This window comes from Kitasatospora cheerisanensis KCTC 2395 (assembly GCF_000696185.1).
In the GTDB taxonomy this organism is placed as follows: domain Bacteria; phylum Actinomycetota; class Actinomycetes; order Streptomycetales; family Streptomycetaceae; genus Kitasatospora; species Kitasatospora cheerisanensis.
On record NZ_KK853997.1, the window covers coordinates 3262734 to 3287940 of the forward strand.

A 25207-nucleotide genomic window follows, 5' to 3' on the forward strand; every position below is an offset into this window, starting at 1 on the left:
GTCACAGCTCGCCCATCGGGCTGTGACCGTTCACGGGGCTGTGCTCGTTCATGGGGATGTGGACGCCCCGCTGGTCGGCGACCTCGGAGGCCCGGTCGTAGCCGGCGTCGACGTGCCGGATGACGCCCATGCCGGGGTCGTTGGTGAGGACGCGGCGGATCTTCTCGCCGGCCAGCGGGGTGCCGTCGGCGACGGTGACCTGGCCGGCGTGGATGGAGCGGCCGATGCCGACGCCGCCGCCGTGGTGGATGGACACCCAGGACGCGCCGGAGGCGACGTTGACCATGGCGTTCAGCAGCGGCCAGTCGGCGATCGCGTCGGAGCCGTCGAGCATCGCCTCGGTCTCCCGGTACGGGGAGGCGACGGAGCCGCAGTCCAGGTGGTCGCGGCCGATCACGATCGGCGCGGACAGCTCGCCGCTGGCCACCATGTCGTTGAACCGCTCGCCGGCCTTGTCGCGCTCGCCGTAGCCGAGCCAGCAGATCCGCGCGGGCAGGCCCTGGAAGTGCACCTTCTCCTGGGCCATCCTGATCCAGCGGTGCAGCGACTCGTTCTCCGGGAACAGGTCGAGGACGGCCTTGTCGGTCTTGTGGATGTCCTTCGGGTCGCCGGACAGCGCCGCCCAGCGGAACGGGCCCTTGCCCTCGCAGAACAGCGGCCGGATGTACGCGGGGACGAAGCCGGGGAAGGCGAACGCCCGTTCGTAGCCTGCGAGTTGGGCCTCGCCGCGGATCGAGTTGCCGTAGTCGAAGACCTCCGCGCCGCGGTCCTGGAAGCCGACCATGGCCTCCACGTGGCGGGCCATCGACTCGCGGGCGCGCCGGGTGAACTCGGCAGGCTCGGCGGCGGCGTAGCTGGCCATGTCCTCGAAGGCGACGCCGGTCGGCAGGTAGGCCAGCGGGTCGTGGGCGCTGGTCTGGTCGGTGACGATGTCGATCGGGGCGTCCATCGCGAGCAGCTGCGGGAACAGGTCGGCGGCGTTGCCGAGCAGGCCGATGGAGAGCGGCTGCCGCTTGTCCCGGGCCTCGGTGGCGAGCTGGAGCGCGTGGTCGAGGTTCTTGGCCTCGACGTCGAGGTAGCGGTGCTCGATCCGGCGGGCGATCCGGGACGGGTCGCAGTCGATGCAGATCGCCACGCCGCCGTTCATGGTGACGGCGAGCGGCTGGGCGCCGCCCATGCCGCCGAGGCCGGCGGTGAGGGTGACGGTGCCTTCGAGGGTGCCGTTGAAGCGCTTGTTGGCGACGGCGGCGAAGGTCTCGTAGGTGCCCTGCAGGATGCCCTGGGTGCCGATGTAGATCCACGAACCGGCGGTCATCTGGCCGTACATGGTGAGGCCGAGCGACTCCAGGCGGCGGAACTCCTCCCAGTTGGCCCAGTCGCCGACCAGGTTGGAGTTGGCGATCAGCACGCGGGGCGCCCACTCGTGGGTCTGCATCACGCCGACCGGCCGGCCGGACTGGACCAGCATGGTCTCGTCCTGCTTGAGGCCCTGCAGGGTCCGCACCATGGCGTCGAAGGAACGCCAGTCGCGGGCCGCCTTGCCGGTGCCGCCGTAGACCACCAGCTTGGACGGGTGCTCGGCGACCTCGGGGTCGAGGTTGTTCATCAGCATCCGCAGGGCGGCTTCCTGCTGCCAGCCCTGCGTGCTCAGCCCGGTGCCCCGCGCCGCGCGAACCTCGCGCGGGCCGCTCGCCTGCTCTGCCATGGACCAGCCTCCTTGCGGATGGATTCATTCACGATCAAGCAGAGTGAATATATCCAAACAGGCTGGGGCTGACCAGAGGTTCGCGGCCCCGCGTCGGCGCCCGGTGCTCAGCCCTTCCCCGGATCCCCCGGTCCGCCCGTTCCGCCCGGTGGCGGCGGGCTCTCGCCGCGCAGCGCCGCCAGGCGCTCCCGGTACTCCGCCACCTCGATCTCGCCCCTGGCCAGCCGCTCGGCCAGCAGCCGCTCCGCCTCCGGGGCCCGGGCCTGCTGCTGCGGCGGGCTCCCCCACCGCGGCCCGGCCGCCGGCCGCCGCCCGCCCGGTTCGTCGTGGAGGCCCGCCACAGCGCGGCCAGCACGACGATCACCAGCAGGACGAACAGCATGAACGTGATCCCCGGCAGCACCCACGACCAGCCGCCGTAGGGCCCGTGGTGCCAATACGTCATCGTGATCACCCGCCACCGCACCCGAACGGGTGCGCCGCTTTCCAGTCTGCGCCTCGCGGGCCGGGGGCGACGCCCGGCGGCGTCGGGCCGGGACGGCGGAGCCGTTCGCCGCCCGGACGAACCGGCTCCGGCCCTCCGCTTCAGGCGTCGCCCCCGCCGCACCCGCACGGTCGCCCCCCCCGGGGAGGGTTCTCTCCACACTGACGTGCAAGCGAGCAGGCTGACGCCCCGTCAGGCCGCTTCGTCGCCGTCCCAGTCGATGCCGATCTCGGCGAGCCAGCGGCGGTCCTCGGCGTCGGGCTGGGCGTTCGGCTCGCCGGGGCGGGTCTCGCCGGGGCGGCCGGCGGGCGCGGGACGTGCTGGACGGGGCCGACGCCGTAGCGGGCGGCGGCGGCCTCGGAGGCCGGGTCGCCGGGTTCCAGGACGCCGATGTGCACGGCCTCCTCGTCGCCCGGGTCGAGCACGGTGAGTTCGGGGTGCGGCGGGCGGCGCAGCGCGATGCGCCGGCCGCACTGCGGGCAGGACCATTCGTCGGCGCCGGAGCCGAGTCGTCCGGTGAGCCGCATCTGGTGGATCGGTGGTGGCATTGGACTTCCCCCGTCCAAGGCTGTCTTCGTCCCTACCGAGGAAGATGCCCGCTCACGACCGGTCGTCAACCCGGCGCAAGGGTGTCATTGGGGGAACAACGGGTGTCAGTCCAGGAACAACTGACGGGCCGTCGCGGACTGCTCGTTGGCTTCGAGCCGGGCCTCCGCCCCGGGCATCTCGTCGCACATCGACTGCAGCAGGACCCGGCCGAGCATCATCGGGGCGCAGGCGGTGTCGAAGACCAGTCCGGTGCCGACGGCGGCGGGCAGCAGCACGTCGGAGAGCTTGGCGACGGGCGCGAACGCGGAGTCGGCGACGGTGAGGACGGTCAGTCCGCAGTCGCGGGCGACGGTGAGGGCGTCCATCAGCTCGCGCGGGTAGCGGGGCAGCGCGAAGCAGAGCAGCGCGGTGGCGCCGGCGGAGGCGGCCTGTTCGAGGCGGTCGGCGAGCATCGAGCCGCCCTCGTCGAGCAGCCGGATGTCGGGGTGGACCTTGGCGGCGAAGTAGGCGAAGCCGCGGGCCTGCGCGGAGGCGGCCCGCAGACCGAGCACCGGCAGCGGGCGGGAGGCGGCGAGGATCCGGGCGGCCCGGACGATCGGGGCGGGATCGGCGAGCAGTTCGGCGAGGTGCCGCAGGTGTTCGATCTCGGCGAGCACGGCCTGCTGGTGCTCGTTGCGGACCACCTCGTGGTGGCTCTCGGGCGCGGCGGCCTCGCCGACGCCGAGTTCGCGCAGCTGCTTGCGCAGCGCCGGGTAGCCGTCGTAGCCGAGCGCGACGGCGAACCGGGTGACGGACGGCTGGCTGACGCCGGCGAGTTCGGCGACCTCGACGCTGGACAGGAACGGTGCCTCGGTGGCGTGCCGCACCAGCGAGTGGGCGATCCGGCGCTGGGTGGGCGTCAGACGGCGGCCCTCGAAGAGCTGGAGCAGCCGGGCGGAGGGCCCGGCGTTCGTTCCGGTCTCGTCCAGGGCGGTCATCTTCGGTACCTCCACGCTCGGTTGGGCGGTCGCCGGTGGCTTCGGCGGTGGGACGACTGTGGCGCAGTCCCGGCAGGTGGGCAATCTCGTTCCGCCAGCCGGGACGGGCAGGATCGGAGGGTAGTCCCCCGGTGTGCCTGCCCGCCCCGTGCCCCGTCGGTCAGGCCAGCGGGCCGGTGACCTGCTGGACGGCCTCGACCAGGGCGCCGGAGGCGACCAGCGCGGCGGCGGCCTCCAGGTCCGGGGAGAGGAAGCGGTCGCGGCCCGGTCCGCCGACGCCGGCGGCGCGGGCGGCGGCGATCGCGGCGGCGGTCGCCGGGGCGAGCACGCCGTCCTGCTCGGCGGCCTGCTGCCGGATCTCCAACGCCCGTGCGGAGGCGACCAGTTCGACGGCCAGCACGCGGCCGAGGTTGGCCACGGCCTGGCGCAGCTTGCGGGCCGCGGACCAGCCCATCGAGACGTGGTCCTCCTGCATCGCCGAGGACGGGATGGAGTCGACCGAGGCGGGCACCGCGAGCCGCTTGTTCTCGCTGACCAGCGCGGCCTGGGTGTACTGGGCGATCATCAGGCCGGAGTCGACGCCGGGGTCGTCGGCGAGGAACGCGGGCAGGCCGTGCGAGCGGGCTTTGTCGAGCAGCCGGTCGGTGCGGCGCTCGGAGATCGAGGCCAGGTCGGCGGCGGCGATGGCCAGGAAGTCCAGCACGTAGGCGACGGGCGCGCCGTGGAAGTTGCCGTTGGACTCGACCCGGCCGTCGGGCAGCACCACGGGGTTGTCGACGGACGCGGCGAGCTCCCGGTCGGCGACCAGGCGGGCGTGCGCCAGGGTGTCGCGGCCGGCACCGGCCACCTGCGGGGCGCAGCGGATCGAGTACGCGTCCTGGACGCGCGGGGCGTCGTCCTGGTGGTGGCCGGTCAGTCCGGAGCCGCGCAGCACGGCGAGCATGTTGGCGGCGGCCGCGGCCTGGCCGGGGTGCGGGCGGATCGGGGCGTGCAGTTCGGGGGCGAGCACCTTGTCGGTGCCGAGCAGCGCCTCCAGCGTCATCGCGGCGGTGATGTCGGCGGTGGTGTACAGGCGCCGGAGGTCGGCGAGGGCCATCACCAGCATGCCGAGCATGCCGTCGGTGCCGTTGATGAGGGCCAGGCCCTCCTTCTCCAGCAGTTCGACGGGGGTGATGCCGGCGGCGGCGAGCAGCTCGGCGGCGTCCTTCTCGACGCCGTCGGGGCCGAACGCGGTGCCCTCGCCCATCAGCACGAGCGCGCAGTGCGACAGCGGGGCGAGGTCGCCGGAGCAGCCGAGCGAGCCGAACTCCCGTACGGCGGGGGTGATTCCGGCGTTGAGCAGGGCGGCCATGGTCTCGGCGACCAGCGGGCGGACACCGGTGCGGCCGGAGGCCAGGGTCTTCATCCGCAGGAACATCAGTGCCCGGACGACCTCGGTCTCCACCACCGGGCCCATGCCCGCGGCGTGCGAGCGGACCAGCGAGCGCTGGAGCTGGGCCCGCAGTTCGGGGCTGATGTGGCGCACCGCGAGGGCGCCGAAGCCGGTGGAGACGCCGTACACGGGGCGGGGCTCGGCGGCGAGGGCGTCGATCCGGGCCCGGGCCGCGGCCATCTCGGCGAGGGCGTCCGGGCCGATCTCCACCCGGGCCCCGCCGCGGGCGACGGCGAGGACATCCTCGGCGCTGACGTCGGCCTTGCCGACCTGGACGACGACACTGTGCATATCCATATGCACATTCTCACCAGGTGAATGAAGATCTGACAAGCAACCTGCCGCGCCGCGCGGGCGCGGGGTCCGGCGCCCGCCGGGTGGTTGACTGGCCCCTCGGAGGTGCGACACGGATGGCGCGGGCAACGGTACGGCGGCGAGTGGTGCGGCTGCGCGACGGCGAGCGGGGCGCGCGGCCCGACAGCCTGGCCGCGGAGGAGCCGCTGGAGATCAGGATCGGCGGCGAGGCGCTGACCGTCACCATGCGCACCCCGGGCCACGACTTCGACCTGGTCGCGGGCTTCCTGGTCGGCGAGGGCCTGGTCGGCGCCACCGAGGAGCTGGCCGCGCTGCGCTACTGCGCCGGCACCGACGAGGACGGCGCGAACACGTACAACGTGGTCGACGCGACCGTCCGCGGCGCCCGCCCGGCGCTGTCCGCGCACCGCAACCTGCTGACCACCAGCGCCTGCGGCCTGTGCGGCCGCGACACGGTGGACGCGGTGCGCACCCGCAGCCGCTGGGACGTCTCCGCGGACCCGCTGCTGCTCGACCCGGAGGTGCTCTACGCGCTGCCGGAGCGGCTGCGCGCCGCCCAGCGGACCTTCGACTCCACCGGCGGCCTGCACGCCGCCGCGCTGTTCGCCGCCGACGGCACCCTGCTGTGCGCCCGCGAGGACGTCGGCCGGCACAACGCGGTCGACAAGGTGGTCGGCTGGGCGCTGCGCGAGGGCATGCTGCCGCTGCGCGGCCACCTGCTGCTGGTCTCCGGCCGGGCCTCGTTCGAGCTGACCCAGAAGGCCGCGCTCGCCGGGGTGCCGCTGCTGGCGGCGGTCTCCGCGCCGTCCTCGCTCGCCGTTGACCTGGCCGAGGAGCTCGGCCTCACCCTGGTGGGGTTCCTGCGCGGGCGCGGCGCGAACGTCTACGCCCGGGCGGACCGGATCGCCGGCTGAGCGCCGGCGATCCGGCCGGGGGGTCAGCGCGGCCAGAGGCTGGTGCGCCAGGCGTGCGGGCCCGGTGCGGGGACCGGGCGCACGGCCCGGCCGGACCACGCGCTCGCCGGGCCGCTCGCGGGGGCGGCGAGCGCCCCGGCGGCGGCCCGGGCTTGGACCACCGCCAGGACGGTGGCCAGCTCCTCGGGGGTCGGCTGCCCGTGCAGCACCTGAATGGGAGTCATCTCGGGTCGGCCCTTCTGCTACAGCGGGATGTTGCCGTGCTTCTTCGGCGGCAGCGCCTCCCGCTTGCCGCGCAGCGCCCGCAGTCCGCGGACGATGTGCTTGCGGGTCTCGCTGGGCGCGATGACCGCGTCGACGTAGCCGCGCTCGGCGGCCAGGTACGGGTTGAGCAGGGTGTCCTCGTAGGAGGCGAGCAGCTCGGCCCGGCGCTCCTCGCCGCGGCCCTCGGCCTCGGCGGCGGCGATCTCCCGGCGGTGCAGGATGTTGACGGCGCCCTGCGCGCCCATCACCGCGATCTGCGCGGTCGGCCAGGCCAGGTTGATGTCGGCGCCGAGGTGCTTGGAGCCCATCACGTCGTAGGCGCCGCCGAAGGCCTTGCGGGTGATCACGGTGATCAGCGGGACGGTGGCCTCCGCGTAGGCGAAGATCAGCTTCGCGCCGCGGCGGATGATGCCGTCCCACTCCTGGCCGGTGCCGGGCAGGAAGCCGGGCACGTCGACGAAGGTCAGCACCGGGATGTTGAACGCGTCGCAGGTCCGCACGAAGCGGGCGGCCTTCTCGCTGGCCGCGATGTCCAGGCAGCCGGCCAGGTCCATCGGCTGATTGCCGACCACTCCCACCGGGTGGCCCTCGACCCGGCCGAAGCCGACCACGATGTTGCCCGCGTACAGCGGCTGGACCTCCAGGAAGTCCCCGTCGTCCAGCACGTGCTCGATCACCCGGCGGATGTCGTACGGCTGGTTCGCCGAGTCCGGGACGATCGTGTCGAGTTCGAGGTCCTCGTCGGTGACCGTCAGGTCGGCCTGCTCGGGGTAGGCCGGCGGGTCGCTCAGGTTGTTGGACGGCAGGTACGACAGGAGGCTCTTGACGTACTCGATGGCCTCCTTCTCGTCGGCGGCCAGGTAGTGCGCGTTGCCGGACTTCGTGTTGTGGGTGCGGGCGCCGCCCAGCTCCTCCATGTCCACGGTCTCGCCGGTGACGGTCTTGATGACGTCCGGGCCGGTGATGAACATGTGCGAGGTCTTGTCGGCCATCACCACGAAGTCGGTGACCGCCGGCGAGTACACCGCGCCGCCCGCGCACGGGCCCATGATCAGCGAGATCTGCGGGATCACGCCCGAGGCGTGCACGTTGCGGCGGAAGATCTCGCCGTACAGGCCGAGCGAGACCACGCCCTCCTGGATCCGCGCGCCGCCGGAGTCGTTGATGCCGATCATCGGGCAGCCGGTCTTCAGCGCGAAGTCCATCACCTTGACGATCTTCTCGCCGAACACCTCGCCCAGCGAACCGCCGAACACCGTGAAGTCCTGGGCGAACACGGCGACCTGACGGCCGTCCACGGTGCCGTAGCCGGTGACCACGCCGTCGCCGTACGGGCGGTTCTTCTCCTGGCCGAAGTTGGTGGAGCGGTGCCGGGCGAACTCGTCGAACTCCACGAAGGAGTCCTCGTCCAGCAGTTCCAGGATCCGCTCACGGGCCGTCAGCTTGCCCTTGGCGTGCTGCTTCTCGACCGCCGCGGCGGAACCGGAGTGCACCGCCTCGTCGATCCGCCGCCGCAGGTCGGCGAGCTTTCCGGCGGTGGTGTGCGGGTCGTGCGGTGCCTCGGCCATTGCGGTGGCTCTCCCTGCGTCCTCGGCCGCCGGCCCGGGGCGTGGAGGGTTGCGGGCAGGGCGGCGCTGCGGTCTACCGTCTCGTAGCGTAGCCAGCGCGGAGGCGTCCGCGGCTATGGCCATCGACACATCGTGCCACTGCCCGCTTTGCGGGACGATGATGCGGCGTGCGGCCGTAGGACAGCATCTAGGGTGGCTGGGGTGAGCACACCCGAGAGCCCCCGCCCCCGCCGCTCCGGACTGCGCGGCTTCGGTCACGCCGGCCCGTCGCCGTGGACCGACCTGGACCGGCCGCCGCTGGACGAGGCGGCGCTGCGGCTCGACCTGCTGCGGCCCGGCGCCCTGTGGACCTCACTCGATGTGGTGAGCGAGACCGGCTCCACCAACTCCGACCTGGCCGCCCGCGCCCGGGACGGCGCGCCCGAGGGCGCGGTGCTGGTCGCCGAGTCGCAGCACGCCGCCCGCGGCCGGCTCGACCGCCGCTGGTCCGCGCCGCCCCGCTCCGGGCTGTTCCTGTCGGTGCTGCTCCGCCCGCAGGGCGTGCCGATGGAGCGCTACGGCTGGCTGCCGATCCTGATCGGCACCGCCGTCTCCGCCACCCTCGACCGGATCGCCGGCGTCCGCACCGGCCTGAAGTGGCCGAACGACCTGCAGGCCGAGGTCGACGGGCAGGAGCGCAAGCTCGGCGGCATCCTCACCGAGCTCTCCGGCGGCGCCGTCGTCGCCGGCCTGGGCCTCAACGTCTCGCTGCGGCAGGCCGAACTGCCCGTCCCCACCGCCACCTCGCTGGCGCTGGCCGGCGCCGAGACCACCGACCGGGCCACCCTGCTGCGCGCCCTGCTCCGCGAGTTCGCCGAACTGTACGGCGAGTGGACGGCCGCCGCGGGCGACCCGCACGCCAGCGGGCTGCTGCCCGCCTACACCGCCCGCTGCACCACCCTGAACCGGCCCGTCAAGGTCCAACTCCCCGGCGAGCGCGAACTGCTGGGCGAGGCGGTGGCCGTCGACGGCGACGGCCGGCTGGTGGTCCGCACCCCCGACGGCGCCCGGCACGCCGTCGCCGCCGGCGACGTGGTGCACGTGCGCCCGCAGGACTGACCCGCCCGCGGCGGGGCCGGTCTCACCCTGCGGAACCCTCCGACCGGCTGCCGGGCGGATGCCCCGGATTACGCGATTCCGTGCGAACATTCCACCTGGCAGCGGTGTGAGGCTCGCCACTACCCCCTGCGGTGGTCGCGTACCCGAACCCCGAGGACGGCAAGACACAAGTGCGGAAACGCACGGGGACGGACCGGTGACAGACAACGGCGGCGCCACGACGGGCTCCGGCAACGGCGGCACTCCCCCCGGCGCACCCGACGGGACGGACGAGACCACCGTCGCGGCCGACCTGGAGCGGCTGATCCTCGACGCACCGCGCAAGTACACCCCGTACCAGGCCGCGCGCGCCGCCGAGGTCCCGATGGACCTGGCCACCCGGTTCTGGCGCGCCATGGGCTTCCCCGACATCGGCCAGTCCCGCGCCCTCAACGACAACGACGTGATCGCGCTGCGCCGGCTGGCCGGCCTGATCGAGTCCGGGCTGCTCAGCGAGCCGATGGCGATCCAGGTCGCCCGCTCCACCGGCCAGACCACGGCGCGGCTCGCCGGCTGGCAGATGGACACCTTCCTCGACAACCTGACCCAGCCCGTCGAGCCCGGCCTCACCCGCTCCGACGTCGCCTACCCGCTGGTCGAACTCCTGCTGCCCGAGCTCGAACAGTTCCTCGTCTACGTCTGGCGCCGCCAACTCGCCGCCGTCACCGGCCGGGTGGTGCAGGCCGCCGAGGACCACGAGACCACCTCCGGCCGGCTCGCCGTGGCCTTCGCCGACCTGGTCGGCTTCACCCGGCTCTCCCGGCGCCTGGAGGAGGAGGAACTCGGCGAGCTGGTCGAGGGCTTCGAGAACACCTGCTCCGACCTGATCGCCGGCCAGGGCGGACGGGTCGTCAAGACCCTCGGCGACGAGATCCTGTTCGTCTCCGAGGACCCGGCCACCGTCGCGGAGATCGCCCTCTCCCTGGTCGAGACCCTCGCCAAGGAGGACAACATGCCCGCGCTCCGCGTCGGCATGGCCTTCGGCACCGTCACCTCCCGGATGGGCGACGTCTTCGGCACCACCGTCAACCTCGCCTCCCGGCTCACCTCGATCGCCCCCAAGGACGCCGTCCTGGTCGACGGCGAACTCGCCACCGCCCTCGAACACAACGGCACCGCGAGCCTCCCCGAGACCACGCCCGCGCCCGGCCACCGCTTCCAGCTCCAGCCCATGTGGCGCCGCCCGGTCCGCGGCCTCGGCCTCGTCGAACCCTGGCTCCTGACCCGCACGCCCGCCACGGGCTGAACCGTCCGGGAACGTTCCGCCGTTCCCTCCCGCCTGCCCGGAAATCCCCCCAAACCCCCCTAGGCTGGACGAAAAGGCCCGCGGGAGGGAGAGGCGAGCGGTGAGTGAGGCGACGATGACCGATCCGGCCTCGTTCGAGGCGCCGGCTCCGGACCTGCGGCTGCAGGCAGTGGTGGAACTCGCGCAGGCGATGGCCGGGGCGATGACGCCGCTGGAGGCGGTGCGCGCGGCGGCGGCCCGGGCGACGTCCGCGCTGGGGGCGACGATGGCGGCGGTCTCGGTGTGGGACCGCGAGTCGGGCCGGCTGCGGGTGCTGGTGAACCACGGGCAGCTCGCGCCGGGCGAGGAGGAGCTGCCCGAGGACGAGTCGTACCCCGTCGCGGACTTCCCGGAGATCGTGACGTACCTGGAGGAGCACTGGACCACCGGCCGCCTCCCCCGCGCCTGGGTGCAGACCGCGGACGACATCGGGCCGCACACCGGGCACCCGATCCCCGCCTCCGGCGCGTTCTGCCGCTCGCGCGCCGCCGGCCTGCGCCGGCGCGGGCGGGGCTGCTGCCTGGTCGCGCCGATCGTGCTGCACGGCCAGGCCTGGGGCGAGCTGTACCTGGCGCGCGGCACCGGGATGCCGGTGTTCACCGAGGCCGACGCCGAGTACGCGACGCTGCTGGCGGCGCAGATCTCGGCCGGCCTGGCCCAGACCGAGCGGGTCGCGGACCTGCGCCGGCTGGCGTTCACCGACGCGCTGACCGGCCTGGCGAACCGCCGCGCGGTGGACGCCCGGCTGGACGAGGCGCTGAAGGCGCACAACCGCGGCGGCACGGTGGTGTCGCTGGTGATGTGCGACATGAACGGGCTGAAGCGGGTCAACGACCAGCAGGGCCACGAGATGGGCGACCGGATGCTGGAGCGGTTCGCGCACCAGCTGTCGCTGTCGGCGGCGAAGCTGCCGGGCAGCCTGGCGGCGCGGCTCGGCGGCGACGAGTTCTGCCTGCTCGCCGAGGGCCAGTCCGCGGACCAGGTGGTCGCCGTCGCGGAGGAGCTGTGCGCCCGCGCACTGGAGCTGACGGATGGTGAGGGCGTGGCCTGCGGGATCGCGTCGACCGGGGACTCGATCGGCCCGGTGACCACCCCGGACCGGCTGTTCCGGCTGGCGGACGCGGCCCAGTACCGGGCGAAGGCGGCCCGGGCCGCGCACCCGGTGGTCGCGGGCCGCAGCCACGGGCCCGGGTTCGCGCCGGACCCGGTGGTGCAGCTGGCGGACAGCCGGCGCTCGCCCGCAGGCCGGCCGAACGACCGGCGGCGGTTCCGGGGCGCGGCGCACAGCGCCGATCCGGGGCAGCTGCTGGCGGCGGTGCTGGCGGCGCTCGACCAGGGCGGGACGCAGGGCGAGTTGACGCATCCGGCGGACACCCTGGGCCGACTGTCGGTGGTCGCGGAGACCGCCTCGCGGCTGTTGAACGCGGTCGGCTGGTGGGTGTCCTACGTGCCGCCGGGTTCGCCGCTGATGCGCACCGCCCGGCACGCCGTCTACCGGATGACGGGCGGCCCGGCGTCGGCGCGGGCGCAGACCCAGCGGGCGCAGATCGAGGCGCCGGACGCGGTGTTCGACCTGCGGCACTACCCGTTGACGGGGCGGGCGGTGACCGGCGGGGCGTTCGCGCTGCGGGCCGGCGCGGCGGGCAACGACCCGGCGGAGGAGGCGGTGATGGTGGTCTCCGGGTACCGCGCGATGGTCGCGGCGGGCGGCGCGAACCCGGCCGGCGGCTGGCTGCTGGAGCTGTTCGCCGACGAGGCGACGCTGCCGCTCGGCCAGGTCGCCCCGGCGCTGCGGACGCTGGTCGCGGTGGCGCTGTCCGGTCCGTGCTCCCCGCCGCCGTCCTGACGGCGGCGGGGAGCGGGCGTTCAGCGGGCGAGCCGGCTGCCCAGCGCGAAGCTGCCGGGGCCGAGCACGGCGATCAGCAGGAACGCCCAGCAGAACAGCACGGCGGGTTCGCCGCCGTTCTGCAGCGGGGCCGGCGCGTGCTGCTGGTGGACGGTGAAGTAGGCGTACGCCATCGAGCCGGAGGCGACCAGCGCGGCGGGCCGGGTGGCCGCGCCGAGCAGGACGAGGGCGCCGCAGGCGAGTTGGATCACGGCGGCGTACCAGCCGGGCCAGCTCCCGGCGGGGACGGTGCCGCCGCCGTGCGCCCCGCCGAGGACGCCGAACAGCGACGCGGCGCCGTGGCAGCCGAAGAGCAGGCCGACGACGGCTCGGTACAGCGCGATCAGGTGGGGCCGGACGGTGTCGGCGGTGGTACTCGCGGCGGTTCTCACGGTGGTGACCAGGTGGGACATGGGGACTCCTCAGCCGAACCAGTGGGGTGGTCTGCTGTGCGTGCCCTGACCGGGAGGTGACGTGCCGTCGGGTCCGCGGGGGAGTTCGGCGCACCGCACGTCGCCGATCGCGAACCCGCCGAGCCGGTCGTTCCATTGCAGGATGACCGGCCCCGGACGTCAAGGGCTGCCGGGGCATCACCCTCGCCGGGACTGAGTACGGATACTCAGGCGCCGCGCCGCACGCCCGTTGCACGCTGGACGGATGCTCTGGTCAGACCCCCGCGACGAGCCGTCCCCCGAGGCCCGCGAAGTGCAGCGACGGCTCCGCCGCACGGCACTGGTCCTGGCGGTGCTGACCATGATCGCCACGGCACTGGTGCTGGCGTAGCTTCGCTAGGCTGGGTGGCATGACCGCTCGCCGTCCGCTCGTTCTCGCGTCCGCCTCCCCCGCCCGGCTGGGCCTGCTGAGGCAGGCGGGGCTGGATCCGCTGGTGCGGGTGAGCGGGGTGGACGAGGACGCGCTGTCCGCGCCGACGCCCGGCGAGCTCGCGCTGGTGCTGGCGGTGGCGAAGGCCCGGAAGGTCGCCGGCGAGCTGGCCGCGGAGCCCGGCGAGCCGCCGCTCGTGATCGGCTGCGACTCGGTGCTCGAACTGGACGGGCAGGCCCTCGGCAAGCCCGCCGACGCCGACGAGGCGGTGCGCCGCTGGCAGTCGATGCGCGGCCGCGAGGGCGTGTTGCGCACCGGTCACTGCGTGATCGACACCGCCGGCGGCCGGCAGGCGTCCGCCACCGCCTCGACCACCGTCCGCTTCGGCACCCCGGACGACGCCGAGGTCGCCGCGTACGTCGCCTCCGGCGAACCGCTGCACGTGGCCGGGGCGTTCACCCTGGACGGCCGTTCGGCGCCGTTCGTGGAGGGCATCGACGGCGACCCCGGCAACGTGATCGGCCTGTCCCTGCCGCTGCTGCGCCGCCTGCTCGCCGAGCTGGACGTGCGCATCACCGACCTGTGGACGTGACGATCCGTCAGCCCGCCGCGGGGGCGTGCTTGGCCAGGTAGGCCTGCACGTCGGGCAGCGCGCCGTCCTTGAGCAGCGGGGCGCCGTGGTTGCCGCCCGGGTAGATCTTCAGCTGCTTGTCCTCGGCGACCGAGGCGTCGTACAGCGCCTTGGCGTTGGCGTTGAAGGGGGCGTCCGTCTCCTCGGCGGCGAAGTAGGTCGGGATCTTCACCGTCTTGACCGCGATGGCCGCGTTGAACTGGCTGTACACCTCGGGCGAGCTGAGCGAGACGACGGCCTTGACCGGCAGCGGGTTGTCCAGCTTGGCGGCGACCAGCGAGCCGGCGGCGCCCTTGGAGGCGCCGATCAGGGCGATGCCGGTGACGCCCTTGCCCTTGAGGCGCCCGGCGGCGGCCTTGATGCCCTCGGTGACGTCGCCCTCGGTGGTGAAGGCCAGGATCGCGTAGCCGGCCTTGGTGAAGTCGTCGAACACCGGCGCCCACTCGCACAGCGAGCCGCCCAGCTGGTGGGAGAAGACCACCGCGGTCCGCGCGCCGCCGGCGTCCGAGTCGCGGTAGTAGGCGTCCAGGTTGCTGCCGCCGGCGGTGCCCGCGTCGAGGGCGAAGGAGCCCTTGGCGGCCTGGTCCTTGGTGAGGCAGCCGTAGGTCGGCGCGGTGGTCGCCGGCGCGGGCCCGGCCTTCGTCGAACTGCCGCTGCCGGAGCAGGCGGTGAGCAGCAGGGCGGTCGCGGCGAGCGCGACGGGCAGCATGGGACGCTTCACGTTTCCCCCGTGAAATCTGCGGTTCTGTGACGGTTGCTGCGACGCTAGGGACGGCCCCCGGCCCGGTCAATGGTCTGAACCAATCCGTTATGCCGCCCGGTCAAGAGGTGGGCCCGGTTCCGCTTGCGAGGTGCGGAAACGGACAGAACCGGAGCCGTACATCTGTTGCACAGTTCCACCCCCGCCGCAGGTGGGCCGCGGTTAGGCTGGCGCAGCCGGAACGGAAAGGGGCGACGGGGAGCGGAAGATGACCGATGGTGTGCTCAACGTCGTGCTGGGACTGATCGCTTCGGCGATCAGCGCCGGCCTGGGCTGGCTGGCCCAGTCCGTGCGCCGCCGGCGCCGGCTGGAGCGGGAGCGCGCGTTCTTCGGACTGCCGAACGGCGGCGAGGCCCTGTTGGTCGCCAACCGGCACGCCTCCTCGCCCAATCCGAACAGCGTCGCCCGCGACGACGTGTACGCCCTGATGGAACTGGCCGCGCTGGTCCGCGAGTGCGGCGCCCGCTCCACGCTGACCTCGCACGACGAGGTGCGCCAGGGGCTGGGCGACAAGACCGAGTTCTGCGTGGGCGGCCCGGACAGCAACGAGCGGACGGGCGCGCACCTGGCGTCCTGGCTGCCCGGCGCGGCGTTCGTCGCCCCGCCGGCCGACGCCGGGCACCCGGTGCGGACGCTGCTGGTCGGCGAGCGGGAGTTCCCGTTCCGGTCGTCCGCCGAGCAGCCGGGCGGGACGGCGTACGTGCTGCTGGCCCGGGTCCACCTGCGGCCGGGCAGCCGCCCGGTGTTCCTGATCGCCGGTCAGACGGCGGTCTCCAACCACGCGGCGGTCCGCCATCTGGCCGCCCACCACCGGTCGTTGGCCCGCCGGTACGGCCCGGACGGGGCGTTCGCGGTGGTGCTGCGGGTGCTCAACGCCCGCGCGTACGGCCCGGACGTGGTCGAGTTCGAGGCGGACGTGACCGCCGCGGCGACGGCCAGGCCCCGGCCGGCCGAGGCTTGACCCGGGCCCGGTGTGGCCGAGGCCACTCCGCCCGTCCGGCGCCCCGGCGCGGACGGCCGCGCGCCCGCGGCCTGCGGCGCGCCGCCAACCGCCGCCGCCCGCACGGAAGTCGGGACACCGAGCGTGTGAGCACGCTCACCACTAGGGACTACTCGCCGGTAGCACCCTCCAATCCATAGACTCGACGAGGTTCGAGAAGGGAGCCACAGTGCGCAAGGTGCTCATCGCCAACCGCGGCGAAATCGCAGTCCGCGTTGCCCGGGCGTGCCGGGATGCCGGTATCGCGAGTGTCGCCGTGTACGCCGAGCCGGACCGGGACGCGCTGCACGTGCGGGCGGCCGACGAGGCGTACGCGCTGGGCGGCGACACCCCCGCGACCAGCTACCTGGACATCGCGAAGGTCCTGAAGGCGGCCGCCGACTCGGGTGCGGACGCGGTCCACCCCGGCTACGGCTTCCTGTCCGAGAACGCCGAGTTCGCGCAGGCCGTGATCGACGCCGGCCTGACCTGGATCGGCCCGCCGCCGCAGGCGATCCGCGACCTGGGCGACAAGGTCACCGCCCGGCACGTGGCGCAGCGCGCGGGCGCCCCGCTGGTGGCGGGCACCGCCGACCCGGTGTCCGGTGCCGACGAGGTGGTCGCGTTCGCGTCCGAGCACGGCCTGCCGGTCGCCATCAAGGCGGCGTTCGGCGGCGGCGGCCGCGGCCTGAAGGTCGCCCGCACGCTGGAGGAGATCCCGGAGCTGTACGAGTCGGCGGTGCGCGAGGCGGTGGCCGCGTTCGGCCGCGGCGAGTGCTTCGTCGAGCAGTACCTGGACAAGCCGCGGCACGTGGAGACCCAGTGCCTGGCCGACCAGCACGGCAACGTGGTGGTCGTCTCCACCCGTGACTGCTCGCTGCAGCGCCGCCACCAGAAGCTGGTCGAGGAGGCCCCCGCGCCGTTCCTGACGGACGAGCAGAACGCGGAGCTGTACCGGGCGTCGAAGGCGATCCTGCGCGAGGCGGGCTACGTCGGCGCCGGCACCTGCGAGTTCCTGGTGTCCCAGGACGGCCTGATCTCCTTCCTGGAGGTCAACACCCGTCTGCAGGTCGAGCACCCGGTCTCCGAGGAGGTCACCGGCCTCGACCTGGTCCGCGAGATGTTCCGGATCGCCGACGGCGAGGAGCTCGGCTACGACGACCCGGAGGTCCGCGGCCACTCCTTCGAGTTCCGGATCAACGGCGAGGACCCGGGCCGCAACTTCCTGCCCGCGCCCGGCACCGTGACGCTGTTCGCCCCGCCGTCCGGCCCGGGCGTGCGCCTGGACGCCGGCGTGGAGTCCGGCTCGGTGATCGGCCCCGCCTGGGACTCGCTGCTCGCCAAGCTGATCGTCACCGGCGCGACCCGCCAGCAGGCCCTGCAGCGCGCCAAGCGCGCCCTGGAGGAGTTCAAGGTGGAGGGCATGGCGACCGCCATCCCGTTCCACCAGGCCGTGGTCGCCGACCCGGCGTTCGCCCCCGAGGTGCACGGCTCCGAGGGCCCGTTCACGGTCTACACCCGCTGGATCGAGACCGAGTTCGAGAACACCATCCCGGCGTTCGCGGGCGCCGGCGGCGACGGCGAGGAGCCCGAGGGCCGCGAGACCGTGGTGGTCGAGGTCGGCGGCAAGCGCATCGAGGTGTCGCTGCCGTCCTCGCTCGGCGTGGGCTCGGCCCCGGCGGCGGGCGCCGCCACGGGCAAGGCGAAGCGCCGGGTGGGCGCCAAGAAGGCCGCCTCGGCGGTCTCCGGCGACACCCTGGCCTCGCCGATGCAGGGCACCATCGTCAAGGTCGCCGTCGAGGAGGGCCAGGTCGTCGCCGAGGGCGAGCTGATCGTGGTCCTGGAGGCGATGAAGATGGAGCAGCCGCTGAACGCCCACAAGGCCGGCACCGTGGTCGGCCTGAAGGCCGAGGTCGGCGCCTCGGTCTCCAGCGGCGCCGCGCTCTGCGAGATCAAGGACGTCTGACCCCGGGTCACGACCGCGACGGGCGGCGGGAGTCCACGGACTCCCGCCGCCCGTCGGCGTTCTCCCCCGCACCGCACCGGGCGCCGCCCGCGCTACGCGGCGTCCAGCACCGACCGCTCGATGCCGCACAGGAACTGGGCCATCCGCGCCCGGTCCAGCAGGGCGCCGTCGGCGACCATCCGCAGTTCGACCGCGCCCGGCACGGCCACCACGTCCACCGCGACGGACAGCCCGGGGCGGGCCGGGAACGCCTCCGGGAAGGTCAGCTCCCGCTCCGGAACCGGGGCTTCGCCGGGGCCGTCGGGCATCAGGGCGGCCAGCGGGTCGCGGGTGTCGTTCCAGATCACCGAGTGGTCGGCGAGTTCGACGCCGGCCGCCCGGAGCGCCGCCAGGTCGGCGTCCAACTGCGGCTTGTGGTAGCCGGAGTGGCGGTAGGCGCTGAGCGCCGGGCCCTGGCAGCGGCGGACCGTGTCGGCGAAGTCCCGGCCCAGCTCCGGGAGGTGGAACAGGCCCTCCTGGGCGAGCGTGGTGACGGCCTCCGCGGCCTGCTCGGAGAACCGGTTGCCGACCACCACCTGGAACAGCACCTCGCGCTGCCCGCCGAGCCGCACCAGTTCGGTGGCGCCGGCGGCCAGCAGCACGGTGGCGTCACCGGTCCGCAGCCGGGCGGCGGCCCGGGGCAGCGCGGCGGCCAGTTGCGGGGAGCGCAGCACCGCGTACGGGAAGGGCCTCTCCGGGTCCGGTTCGCCGGCCGGGCGCGGGAGTTGGGCGCGCGGGCCGGAGCTCAGCCGGTCCCGCCAGTGCCGGCGGGCGGCGGCGTCCCGGCGGCGGCCGCGCGGCGAGTCCTGCTCGGCGGCCTCCTCCAGCGGCTGCGCGAAGGTCCGCTCCGCGCGCAGCTGGTCGGCACTCCGCCCGCCCGCCAGCACCGTCAGGTCGCGGACCGCCCGGCGCATGCCCCAGCCGTCCGCGGCGGTGTGCGACAGCACCAGCACGGTCTGCCGGACCAGGCCGTCGACCACCACCAGGCCGAGCCGCACCGGCCACTCCCGCGGCAGGTCGAAGGGCCGGTCGGCGAAGGCGGCGAGCAGCTCCGCCGCCGCCCCGCCGGCCTGCTCGGCGTCCTCCCGGTGCAGCACCGTCACCGGCAGCGTCCCGTCGGCGTCGAGCCGCTGGACCAGGTCGCCGTCCTGCTCGATCAGTCGGGTCCGCAGCGCGTCGTGCAGGTGCAGCAGTTCGGTGAAGGCGCGCAGCGCCTCCGCGAGCGGCAGGCCCGGATCGACGGGGGCGGCCAGCCGCAGGTTGTACCGGGGCGCGTCGGGGCCGAGGCCGGCCAGCGCGGTGTGGATCGCCCGCTGCCCCCAGGTCGCGGGGCCCTGCCCGCCCCGCGCCCCACGCACCGTCAACTCCGTTGTGCGGTCGAGTGTTTCGCTCGCTGCGTCCATGGGCGCAGACGCTACAAGCGGGGCGGGCGGGGCGGCCAGAGGGCGGTGGCCGCCGGGCCGGAAGCGGTCAGCGGATCCGCTCGGCGAGCCGGGGGACGGTCGGCAGCGGCGCGCCGTGCGGGGCGGGCCGGCGCTGGCCCGGCAGCGGGCGCCCGGGCGACCCCCGCGGGCGGGACGGGCCGGCGCGGCACCGCGGCGGTCGGCTGCGGGTGCACCGGCGGGGTATCGGCGTGCAGGCCGAGCGCGGCGACCGAGACCTGCACGCCGCAGTCGGCGAGCGCGTCGAGTTCGCGGGCCGTCGGGTCCTCGGCGGCGGTGTGCTCGTCGGTGACCAGGCGGGTGATCGCGTCGGTGGCGACGGTCTGGAACATGCTGTCCGCGCCGAGCTTGGTGTGGTCGGCGAGGACGATCACCTCGTTGGCGGCCTGCACCAGGGCCCGGTCGACGCTGGCGGACAGCATGTTGGCGGTGGACAGCCCGCGTTCGGCGGTCAGCCCGCTGCCGGAGATGAAGGCCTTGGTGACCCGCAGCCCGGCCAGCGACTGTTCGGCGCCGCTGCCGACCAGCGCGTAGTTGGAGCCGCGCAGGGTGCCGCCCGTCATCACCACCTCGACCCGGTTGGCGTGCGCCAGCGCCTGGGCGACCAGCAGCGAGTTGGTGACCACCGTCAGCCCGGGCACCCGGGCCAGCCGGCGGGCCAGCTCCTGGGTGGTGGTGCCGGCGCCGACCACGATCGCGTCGCCCTCCTCGACCATGCCCGCGGCGAGATCGGCGATGGCGCTCTTCTCGGCCGCGGCGAGGTGGGTCTTCTGCGGGTAGCCGGGCTCCCGGCCGAAGCCGCCGGGTAGCACCGCGCCGCCGTGCCGGCGGTCGAGCAGCCCTTCGGCCTCCAGCGCCCGCACGTCCCGGCGGACGGTGACTTCGGAGGTCTGGACGACGCGGGCCAGCTCTCGGAGCGACACGGCTCCGTTGGCGCGCACCATCTCGAGAATCAACTGGCGACGTTCTGCAGCAAACACAGAACCGACGGTAACCCGAGTGACCGTCTGCTTTCAGGCGTTTGCACCTGGTAACCGGATTTGCTCACCCGGGAGCGGCGCACGACCGTACAATGCGCGCTCCGCCGGGCGGGTGAGCCGGGCGGCGCGCGCCCGGCCCGGCCCGAACACCTGGCGGAACGTCAGGAACCGGCGCCCTCGCGCTTGCGGATGTGCAGCTGGCGGGCCGCCTCGGCGGTGGAGCCGGACAGCGACGGGTAGACGGTGAACGCACCGGCCACCTGTTCGACCGTCAGGTTGTTGTCCACCGCGAGCGAGATGGAATGGATCAGTTCGGAGGCGCGCGGCGCGACCACCACGCCGCCCACCACGATGCCCGTGCCCGGGCGCGCGAACAGCTTCACGAAGCCGTCCCGGATGCCCTGCATCTTCGCCCGCGGGTTGCCGCGCAGCGGGAGCTTGATCTCGACCGCGTCCATCTTTCCGCAGGTCACGTCGGCGTGGGTGTAGCCGACGGTGGCGATCTCCGGGTCGGTGAACACGTTGGACGCGACGGTCTTCAGGTTCAACGGCTGCACCGCGTCGCCGAGCGCGTGGTACATGGCGATCCGGCCCTGCATGGCGGCCACCGAGGCCAGCATGAACACGCCGGTGCAGTCGCCGGCCGCGTACACGCCGGGGGCGGAGGTGCGGGAGACCCGGTCCACCTTGATCTGGCCCCAGTCGTTGACCGCGACGCCGGCCTCCTCCAGGCCCAGGTCGGCGGTGTTGGGGATGGAGCCGACCGCCATCAGGCAGTGCGTGCCGGTGATCACCTTGCCGTCGGCCAGCGTCACCTCGACCCGGTCGCCGATCCGCTTGGCGCTCTCCGCGCGGGAGCGGCTCATCACGTTCATGCCGCGGCGGCGGAACACGTCCTCCAGCACCTCGGCGGCGTCCGGGTCCTCGCCCGGCAGCACCCGGTCGCGCGAGGAGACCAGCGTGACGTTCGAGCCGAGCGCCTGGTAGGCGCCGGCGAACTCGGCGCCGGTGACGCCGGAGCCGACCACGATCAGCTCGCGCGGCAGCTCCTCCAGGTCGTACACCTGCGTCCAGGCGAGGATCCGCTCGCCGTCCGGCTGGGCGTCGGGCAGTTCGCGCGGGCGGACGCCGGTGGCGATCAGCACCGCGTCGGCGCGCAGCGACTCGACGGTGCCGTCGGTGTGGTCGACCAGCACCTCGCGGGAGCCGTCCATCGCCTGGCCGCCGGCGCCGAGCCGGCCGCGGCCGCGCAGCACCGTGACGCCGGCCCGGGTCACCGCCTGGGTGATGTCGTGCGACTGGGCGATCGCCAGCCGCTTCACCCGTCGGTTGACCTTGCCGAGGTCGACCCCAACCACCCGGGCCGGGTCGGCCGCGTCCGGCGTGCCGTCCGCGACCAGGATGCCGAGTTCCTCGTACGAGCTGTCGAAGCTGGTCATCACCTCGGCGGTGGCGATCAGCGTCTTGGACGGCACGCAGTCCGTCAGCACCGCCGATCCGCCCAGACCGTCGCGGTCGACAACGGTCACCTCCGCGCCGAGCTGGGCTGCCACGAGGGCCGCCTCGTATCCGCCTGGTCCGCCACCGATGATCACGATCCGAGTCACGTGCTCCATTGTCCCGCATGCCGGAACCGATTCCACGCCGGGGCCGTTGTTGTTCGCCCCTTGTTCCCCGGGCCGCGCGCGGAGAGGGTCGGCTGCCGCGGGCGCGCCTGGTCGGGCGGGCCGCTCCCGTAGGCTGGCGGTCATGTCGCTCTATGCCGCCTACGCCACCAACCTCGACGCCCGGCAGATGAGCCGGCGTGCCCCGCACTCCCCGCTGCGCGGCTCCGGCTGGCTGACCGGCTGGCGGCTGACCTTCGGCGGCGAGCAGCTGGGCTGGGAGGGCTCGCTGGCCACCGTGGTGGAGGACGAGAAGGAGCAGGTCTTCGTCTCGCTCTACGACGTCGCCCCGATGGACGAGGACGGCCTGGACCGCTGGGAGGGCGTGCAGCTCGGCATCTACCGCAAGGTGAAGCTGCGCGCGCAGACCCTGGACGGTGAAGTCCCGGTGTGGACGTACGTGCTGAACGACTACGAGGGCGGCCTGCCCGCCGCCCGCTACCTCGGCCTGATCGCGGACGCCGCGGAGAGCGCGGGCGCCCCCGACGACTACGTGCTGGCCCTGCGCCGCCGCCCCTGCTGACCACGCCTGCGCGCCTGCGCCGGACGGGAGTTCGGCCGCGGTCCGGCCCGCGCGGGGCGGACGAATGCTGGCGTTCGGCACATTCCGGGTAACGATCCGGCATGGCTCGGCCCGGTTGTCTACGCGCGTAGGCAGATTTGACCTATCCTCGACCATGTGAACGCATCTCCTCAGACGGTCGTCTCCGCCGACCCCTACGCCGCCGCCCGGGAAGCCGCCGACCGGCTGCGCGAACTCACCGGCGCCGAGCGCCACGACGTCGCCCTGGTGATGGGCTCCGGCTGGGTGCCGGCCGCCGACGCCCTCGGCGAGACCCTCGCGGAATTCCCGGTCACCGCCCTGCCCGGCTTCCCCGCCCCCGCCGTGGCCGGCCACGCCGGCACCGTCCGCTCGGTGCGGATGCCCGGCGACGGCGACCGCCGCGCCCTGGTCTTCCTCGGCCGCAACCACTACTACGAGGGCCACGGCGTGGCCACCGTGGTGCACGGCGTGCGCACCGCCGCCGCGGCCGGCTGCCGGACCATCGTGCTCACCAACGGCTGCGGCGGCCTGCGCCGCGGCTGGACTCCCGGCCAGCCGGTCCTGATCAGCGACCACATCAACCTGACCGCGGACTCCCCGATCGTCGGCGCCAACTTCGTCGACCTCACCGACCTGTACTCCAAGCGCCTGCGCGCACTCTGCCGCGAGGTCGACCCGTCGCTGGACGAGGCCGTCTACGTGCAGTTCCGCGGCCCGCACTACGAGACCCCGGCCGAGGTCAACATGGCCCGGGTGATCGGCGGCGAGCTCGTCGGCATGTCCACCACCCTGGAGGCCATCGCCGCCCGCGAGGCCGGCGCCGAGGTGCTCGGCATCTCGCTGGTCACCAACCTGGCCGCGGGCATGACCGGCGAACCGCTCAACCACGCCGAGGTGCTGGAGGCCGGCCGCGCCTCCGCCGAGCGGATGGGCGCCCTGCTGGCGAAGGTCCTGGAGCGGATCTGACACCCCGTCGGGGAGGCGACTCCCCGACGGCGCACCACCTCTGACGGAGAATGAGGGCCCCGCGGACGGTACGGCTTGCTGCGCCGCTGTCACGGGGCCCTCGTGCTCCCGTCCTCGCACGCCTCGTCACTTCACCTCGTCACCACACCCACAGGGAGCGGGCCGCATGCCGAAGGCAACCACCAACGACCTCCTCGACCGGGCCCGGGCCTGGCTGGCCGAGGACCCCGACCCGCAGACCCGCGAGGAGCTGGCCGCGCTGCTGGCCGCCGCCGAGGGCCCGGAGGCCGAGGCCGAGGAGCGGATCGCCTGGTCGCAGCTGGCCGAACGCTTCGCCGGCCGGCTCCAGTTCGGCACCGCCGGCCTGCGCGGCGAGCTCGGCGCCGGCCCGATGCGGATGAACCGCGCCGTGGTGATCCGCGCCGCCGCCGGCCTCGCCGCGTACGTCCGCAAGCACCCGGAGCTCGGCGACCTGGTGGTGATCGGCTACGACGCCCGGCACAAGTCCCACGACTTCGCCCGCGACACCGCCGCCGTGGTGGTCGGCGCCGGCCTGCGCGCCGCGCTGCTGCCCCGCCCGCTGCCCACGCCGGTGCTCGCGTACGCCGTCCGGCACCTGGGCGCGGCGGCCGGCGTGGTGGTCACCGCCAGCCACAACCCGCCGCAGGACAACGGCTACAAGGTGTACCTGGGCGACGGCTCGCAGATCGTGCCGCCCGCGGACGCGGACATCGCCGCCGAGATCGACGCGCTCGGCGCGCTGGCCGGCGTCCCGCGCGCCGAGGACGGCTGGGAGGTGCTCGGCGAGGACGTGCTGGACGCCTACCTGACCCGGGCGGCCGGGGTGCTGGAGGCCGGCGGGCCGCGCGAGCTGTCCACCGTCTACACGCCGCTGCACGGCGTCGGCCGGGACGTGCTGCTGGCCGCGTTCGAGCGGGCCGGCTTCCCGGCGCCCACCGTGGTCGCCGAACAGGCCGAGCCGGACCCGGACTTCCCCACCGTCGCCTTCCCCAACCCGGAGGAGCCGGGCGCGATGGACCTGGCCTTCGCGGCCGCCCGCACCGCCCGCCCCGACCTGGTGATCGCCAACGACCCGGACGCCGACCGCTGCGCCGTCGCCGTCCCCACCGCCGACGGCGACTGGCGGATGCTGCGCGGCGACGAGGTCGGCGTGCTGCTCGGCGCGGCGCTGGCCGCCAAGGGCGCGAGCGGCGTGTTCGCCACCACCATCGTCTCCTCCACCCTGCTCGGGAAGGTCGCCGCCGCGGCCGGCCTCGGCTACGCGGAGACCCTCACCGGCTTCAAGTGGATCTCCCGCGCGGAGGGCATCCGCTACGGCTACGAGGAGGCGCTCGGCTACTGCGTCGACCCGGACGGCGTCCGCGACAAGGACGGCATCACCGCCGCCCTGCAGATCGCCGAGCTCGCCGCCGTCCTCAAGCGCGACGGCCGCACGCTGACCGACCTGCTGGACGAACTCGCCCTCGCGCACGGCCTGCACGCCACCGACCAGCTCTCGGTCCGGGTCGACGACCTGTCGGTGATCGCCGACGCGATGCGCACCCTGCGCGACAAGCCGCCGGTCGAGCTCGCCGGCCTCACCGTCACCCGCGCCGACGACCTCACCGCCGGCACCCCCGACCTGCCGCCCACCGACGGCCTGCGCTACTACCTGGCCGGCCCGGCCGTGGACTCCGCCCGCATCGTGGTCCGCCCGTCCGGCACCGAGCCCAAGCTGAAGTGCTACCTGGAGGCCGTCCTCCCGGTCGCCTCCGCCGCCGGCCTGGACTCCGCCCGGGACCGCGCCCGCGACCTGATGGACATCCTCAAGCAGGACCTGGCGGTCGCCGCCGGCCTCGCCTGACGGACCGTCCGCCGAAAAGCCGCAGGGCCCCGGGA

The 25207-nt window shown here is 74.2% G+C and carries 21 protein-coding genes and 1 pseudogene; 11 read left to right on the plus strand and 11 right to left on the minus strand.

All coding sequences use genetic code 11. From position 1 onward, the window contains the following. Position 1: 1 nt before the first annotated feature. From hutU to hutH, 4 genes are all read right to left on the minus strand, one after another. The gene (gene hutU, locus KCH_RS14660) at positions 2 to 1705 is read right to left on the minus strand and encodes a urocanate hydratase (protein WP_051653083.1); all 1704 of its coding nucleotides are present in this window, start codon (positions 1703 to 1705) and stop codon (positions 2 to 4) included. A 107-nt stretch (positions 1706 to 1812) separates the two neighbouring features. Then, on the minus strand, positions 1813 to 2046 hold the full coding sequence (locus tag KCH_RS14665; protein WP_035863282.1) for an SHOCT domain-containing protein: 234 nt from the start codon (positions 2044 to 2046) through the stop codon (positions 1813 to 1815). A gap of 796 nt (positions 2047 to 2842) precedes the next feature. Beyond that, on the minus strand, positions 2843 to 3715 hold the full coding sequence (locus tag KCH_RS14670) for a MurR/RpiR family transcriptional regulator (RefSeq protein WP_051653084.1): 873 nt from the start codon (positions 3713 to 3715) through the stop codon (positions 2843 to 2845). A 160-nt stretch (positions 3716 to 3875) separates the two neighbouring features. Beyond that, a complete protein-coding gene (gene hutH, locus KCH_RS14675) occupies positions 3876 to 5444 on the minus strand; it encodes a histidine ammonia-lyase (protein ID WP_084223620.1) in 1569 nt (522 codons plus the stop codon). Between the two features lie 113 nt (positions 5445 to 5557). Between hutH and fdhD the strand changes: the two genes are divergently transcribed. Continuing rightward, positions 5558 to 6376: a formate dehydrogenase accessory sulfurtransferase FdhD gene (gene fdhD, locus KCH_RS14680; protein WP_035863286.1), complete on the plus strand. Its 819-nt coding sequence runs from the start codon at positions 5558 to 5560 to the stop codon at positions 6374 to 6376. Positions 6377 to 6399: 23 nt separating this feature from the next. Here the strand turns inward: fdhD and KCH_RS14685 are convergent, their stop codons facing one another. Together KCH_RS14685 and KCH_RS14690 are read right to left on the minus strand one after the other, a co-directional pair. Then, positions 6400 to 6600, minus strand: a complete 201-nt coding sequence (locus KCH_RS14685; protein WP_035863288.1) for an acyl-CoA carboxylase subunit epsilon — start codon at positions 6598 to 6600, stop codon at positions 6400 to 6402. A gap of 18 nt (positions 6601 to 6618) precedes the next feature. After that, positions 6619 to 8208 (minus strand): acyl-CoA carboxylase subunit beta, encoded by a 1590-nt coding sequence (locus tag KCH_RS14690; RefSeq protein WP_035863290.1) that lies wholly within the window; start codon positions 8206 to 8208, stop codon positions 6619 to 6621. Between the two features lie 240 nt (positions 8209 to 8448). Between KCH_RS14690 and KCH_RS14695 the strand changes: the two genes are divergently transcribed. From KCH_RS14695 to KCH_RS44470, 3 genes and pseudogenes are all read left to right on the plus strand, one after another. Beyond that, positions 8449 to 9306, plus strand: coding sequence for a biotin--[acetyl-CoA-carboxylase] ligase (locus tag KCH_RS14695; protein WP_035872082.1), 858 nt, complete (start codon positions 8449 to 8451; stop codon positions 9304 to 9306). Between the two features lie 196 nt (positions 9307 to 9502). Beyond that, on the plus strand, positions 9503 to 10591 hold the full coding sequence (locus KCH_RS14700; protein WP_035863291.1) for an adenylate/guanylate cyclase domain-containing protein: 1089 nt from the start codon (positions 9503 to 9505) through the stop codon (positions 10589 to 10591). Between the two features lie 115 nt (positions 10592 to 10706). After that, positions 10707 to 11906, plus strand: a pseudogene (locus tag KCH_RS44470) (GGDEF domain-containing protein); the annotation flags it as partial. Positions 11907 to 12496: 590 nt separating this feature from the next. Here the strand turns inward: KCH_RS44470 and KCH_RS14710 are convergent. Continuing rightward, positions 12497 to 12928, minus strand: coding sequence for a DoxX family protein (locus KCH_RS14710; protein WP_051653086.1), 432 nt, complete (start codon positions 12926 to 12928; stop codon positions 12497 to 12499). Positions 12929 to 13172: 244 nt separating this feature from the next. Here KCH_RS14710 and mmpB point away from each other — a divergent pair, with 244 nt between their 5' ends. Together mmpB and KCH_RS14715 are read left to right on the plus strand one after the other, a co-directional pair. Beyond that, the gene (gene mmpB / locus KCH_RS46055) at positions 13173 to 13298 is read left to right on the plus strand and encodes a morphogenic membrane protein MmpB (RefSeq protein WP_279635870.1); all 126 of its coding nucleotides are present in this window, start codon (positions 13173 to 13175) and stop codon (positions 13296 to 13298) included. A 19-nt stretch (positions 13299 to 13317) separates the two neighbouring features. Continuing rightward, the gene (locus KCH_RS14715; protein WP_035863292.1) at positions 13318 to 13929 is read left to right on the plus strand and encodes a Maf family protein; all 612 of its coding nucleotides are present in this window, start codon (positions 13318 to 13320) and stop codon (positions 13927 to 13929) included. A 7-nt stretch (positions 13930 to 13936) separates the two neighbouring features. Here the strand turns inward: KCH_RS14715 and KCH_RS14720 are convergent, their stop codons facing one another. Continuing rightward, a complete protein-coding gene (locus KCH_RS14720) occupies positions 13937 to 14689 on the minus strand; it encodes an alpha/beta hydrolase (protein ID WP_157032059.1) in 753 nt (250 codons plus the stop codon). A gap of 247 nt (positions 14690 to 14936) precedes the next feature. On the opposite strand from KCH_RS14720, the gene KCH_RS14725 reads away from it, so the two are divergent. Next, on the plus strand, positions 14937 to 15689 hold the full coding sequence (locus KCH_RS14725; RefSeq protein ID WP_035863297.1) for a hypothetical protein: 753 nt from the start codon (positions 14937 to 14939) through the stop codon (positions 15687 to 15689). A gap of 208 nt (positions 15690 to 15897) precedes the next feature. Continuing rightward, positions 15898 to 17673 (plus strand): acetyl/propionyl/methylcrotonyl-CoA carboxylase subunit alpha, encoded by a 1776-nt coding sequence (locus KCH_RS14730; protein WP_035863299.1) that lies wholly within the window; start codon positions 15898 to 15900, stop codon positions 17671 to 17673. A 92-nt stretch (positions 17674 to 17765) separates the two neighbouring features. Here the strand turns inward: KCH_RS14730 and KCH_RS14735 are convergent, their stop codons facing one another. From KCH_RS14735 to KCH_RS14745, 3 genes are all read right to left on the minus strand, one after another. Next, entirely contained in the window at positions 17766 to 19070 is a 1305-nt protein-coding gene (locus tag KCH_RS14735; RefSeq protein ID WP_051653087.1) for a condensation domain-containing protein, read from the minus strand. Between the two features lie 56 nt (positions 19071 to 19126). Further along, positions 19127 to 20098, minus strand: a complete 972-nt coding sequence (locus KCH_RS14740) for a DeoR/GlpR family DNA-binding transcription regulator (protein ID WP_084223622.1) — start codon at positions 20096 to 20098, stop codon at positions 19127 to 19129. A gap of 197 nt (positions 20099 to 20295) precedes the next feature. Beyond that, positions 20296 to 21750 carry an NAD(P)H-quinone dehydrogenase gene (locus KCH_RS14745; RefSeq protein ID WP_035863302.1) on the minus strand — a complete coding sequence of 485 codons (1455 nt, stop codon included), beginning with the start codon at positions 21748 to 21750 and terminating at the stop codon, positions 20296 to 20298. Positions 21751 to 21883: 133 nt separating this feature from the next. Between KCH_RS14745 and KCH_RS14750 the strand changes: the two genes are divergently transcribed. The 3 genes from KCH_RS14750 to KCH_RS14760 all read left to right on the plus strand — a co-directional run bounded on the left by KCH_RS14750 (position 21884) and on the right by KCH_RS14760 (position 25172). Next, a complete protein-coding gene (locus KCH_RS14750; protein ID WP_035863303.1) occupies positions 21884 to 22321 on the plus strand; it encodes a gamma-glutamylcyclotransferase family protein in 438 nt (145 codons plus the stop codon). Between the two features lie 156 nt (positions 22322 to 22477). Further along, on the plus strand, positions 22478 to 23308 hold the full coding sequence (locus KCH_RS14755) for a purine-nucleoside phosphorylase (RefSeq protein ID WP_035863305.1): 831 nt from the start codon (positions 22478 to 22480) through the stop codon (positions 23306 to 23308). A gap of 166 nt (positions 23309 to 23474) precedes the next feature. Further along, positions 23475 to 25172, plus strand: coding sequence for a phospho-sugar mutase (locus KCH_RS14760; RefSeq protein WP_035863307.1), 1698 nt, complete (start codon positions 23475 to 23477; stop codon positions 25170 to 25172). Positions 25173 to 25207: the final 35 nt, after the last annotated feature.

What these genes read in the sequence shown, in the direction of transcription:
- hutU (WP_051653083.1), bottom strand. Translation starts at nt 1,705, where the DNA reads ATGGCAGAGCAGGCGAGCGGCCCGCGCGAGGTTCGCGCGGCGCGGGGC.
- KCH_RS14670 (WP_051653084.1), bottom strand. Translation starts at nt 3,715, where the DNA reads ATGACCGCCCTGGACGAGACCGGAACGAACGCCGGGCCCTCCGCCCGG.
- hutH (WP_084223620.1), bottom strand. Translation starts at nt 5,444, where the DNA reads ATGGATATGCACAGTGTCGTCGTCCAGGTCGGCAAGGCCGACGTCAGC.
- fdhD (WP_035863286.1), top strand. Translation starts at nt 5,558, where the DNA reads ATGGCGCGGGCAACGGTACGGCGGCGAGTGGTGCGGCTGCGCGACGGC.
- KCH_RS14685 (WP_035863288.1), bottom strand. Translation starts at nt 6,600, where the DNA reads ATGACTCCCATTCAGGTGCTGCACGGGCAGCCGACCCCCGAGGAGCTG.
- KCH_RS14690 (WP_035863290.1), bottom strand. Translation starts at nt 8,208, where the DNA reads ATGGCCGAGGCACCGCACGACCCGCACACCACCGCCGGAAAGCTCGCC.
- KCH_RS14710 (WP_051653086.1), bottom strand. Translation starts at nt 12,928, where the DNA reads ATGTCCCACCTGGTCACCACCGTGAGAACCGCCGCGAGTACCACCGCC.
- mmpB (WP_279635870.1), top strand. Translation starts at nt 13,173, where the DNA reads ATGCTCTGGTCAGACCCCCGCGACGAGCCGTCCCCCGAGGCCCGCGAA.
- KCH_RS14715 (WP_035863292.1), top strand. Translation starts at nt 13,318, where the DNA reads ATGACCGCTCGCCGTCCGCTCGTTCTCGCGTCCGCCTCCCCCGCCCGG.
- KCH_RS14725 (WP_035863297.1), top strand. Translation starts at nt 14,937, where the DNA reads ATGACCGATGGTGTGCTCAACGTCGTGCTGGGACTGATCGCTTCGGCG.
- KCH_RS14740 (WP_084223622.1), bottom strand. Translation starts at nt 20,098, where the DNA reads ATGGTGCGCGCCAACGGAGCCGTGTCGCTCCGAGAGCTGGCCCGCGTC.
- KCH_RS14745 (WP_035863302.1), bottom strand. Translation starts at nt 21,750, where the DNA reads ATGGAGCACGTGACTCGGATCGTGATCATCGGTGGCGGACCAGGCGGA.
- KCH_RS14750 (WP_035863303.1), top strand. Translation starts at nt 21,884, where the DNA reads ATGTCGCTCTATGCCGCCTACGCCACCAACCTCGACGCCCGGCAGATG.
- KCH_RS14760 (WP_035863307.1), top strand. Translation starts at nt 23,475, where the DNA reads ATGCCGAAGGCAACCACCAACGACCTCCTCGACCGGGCCCGGGCCTGG.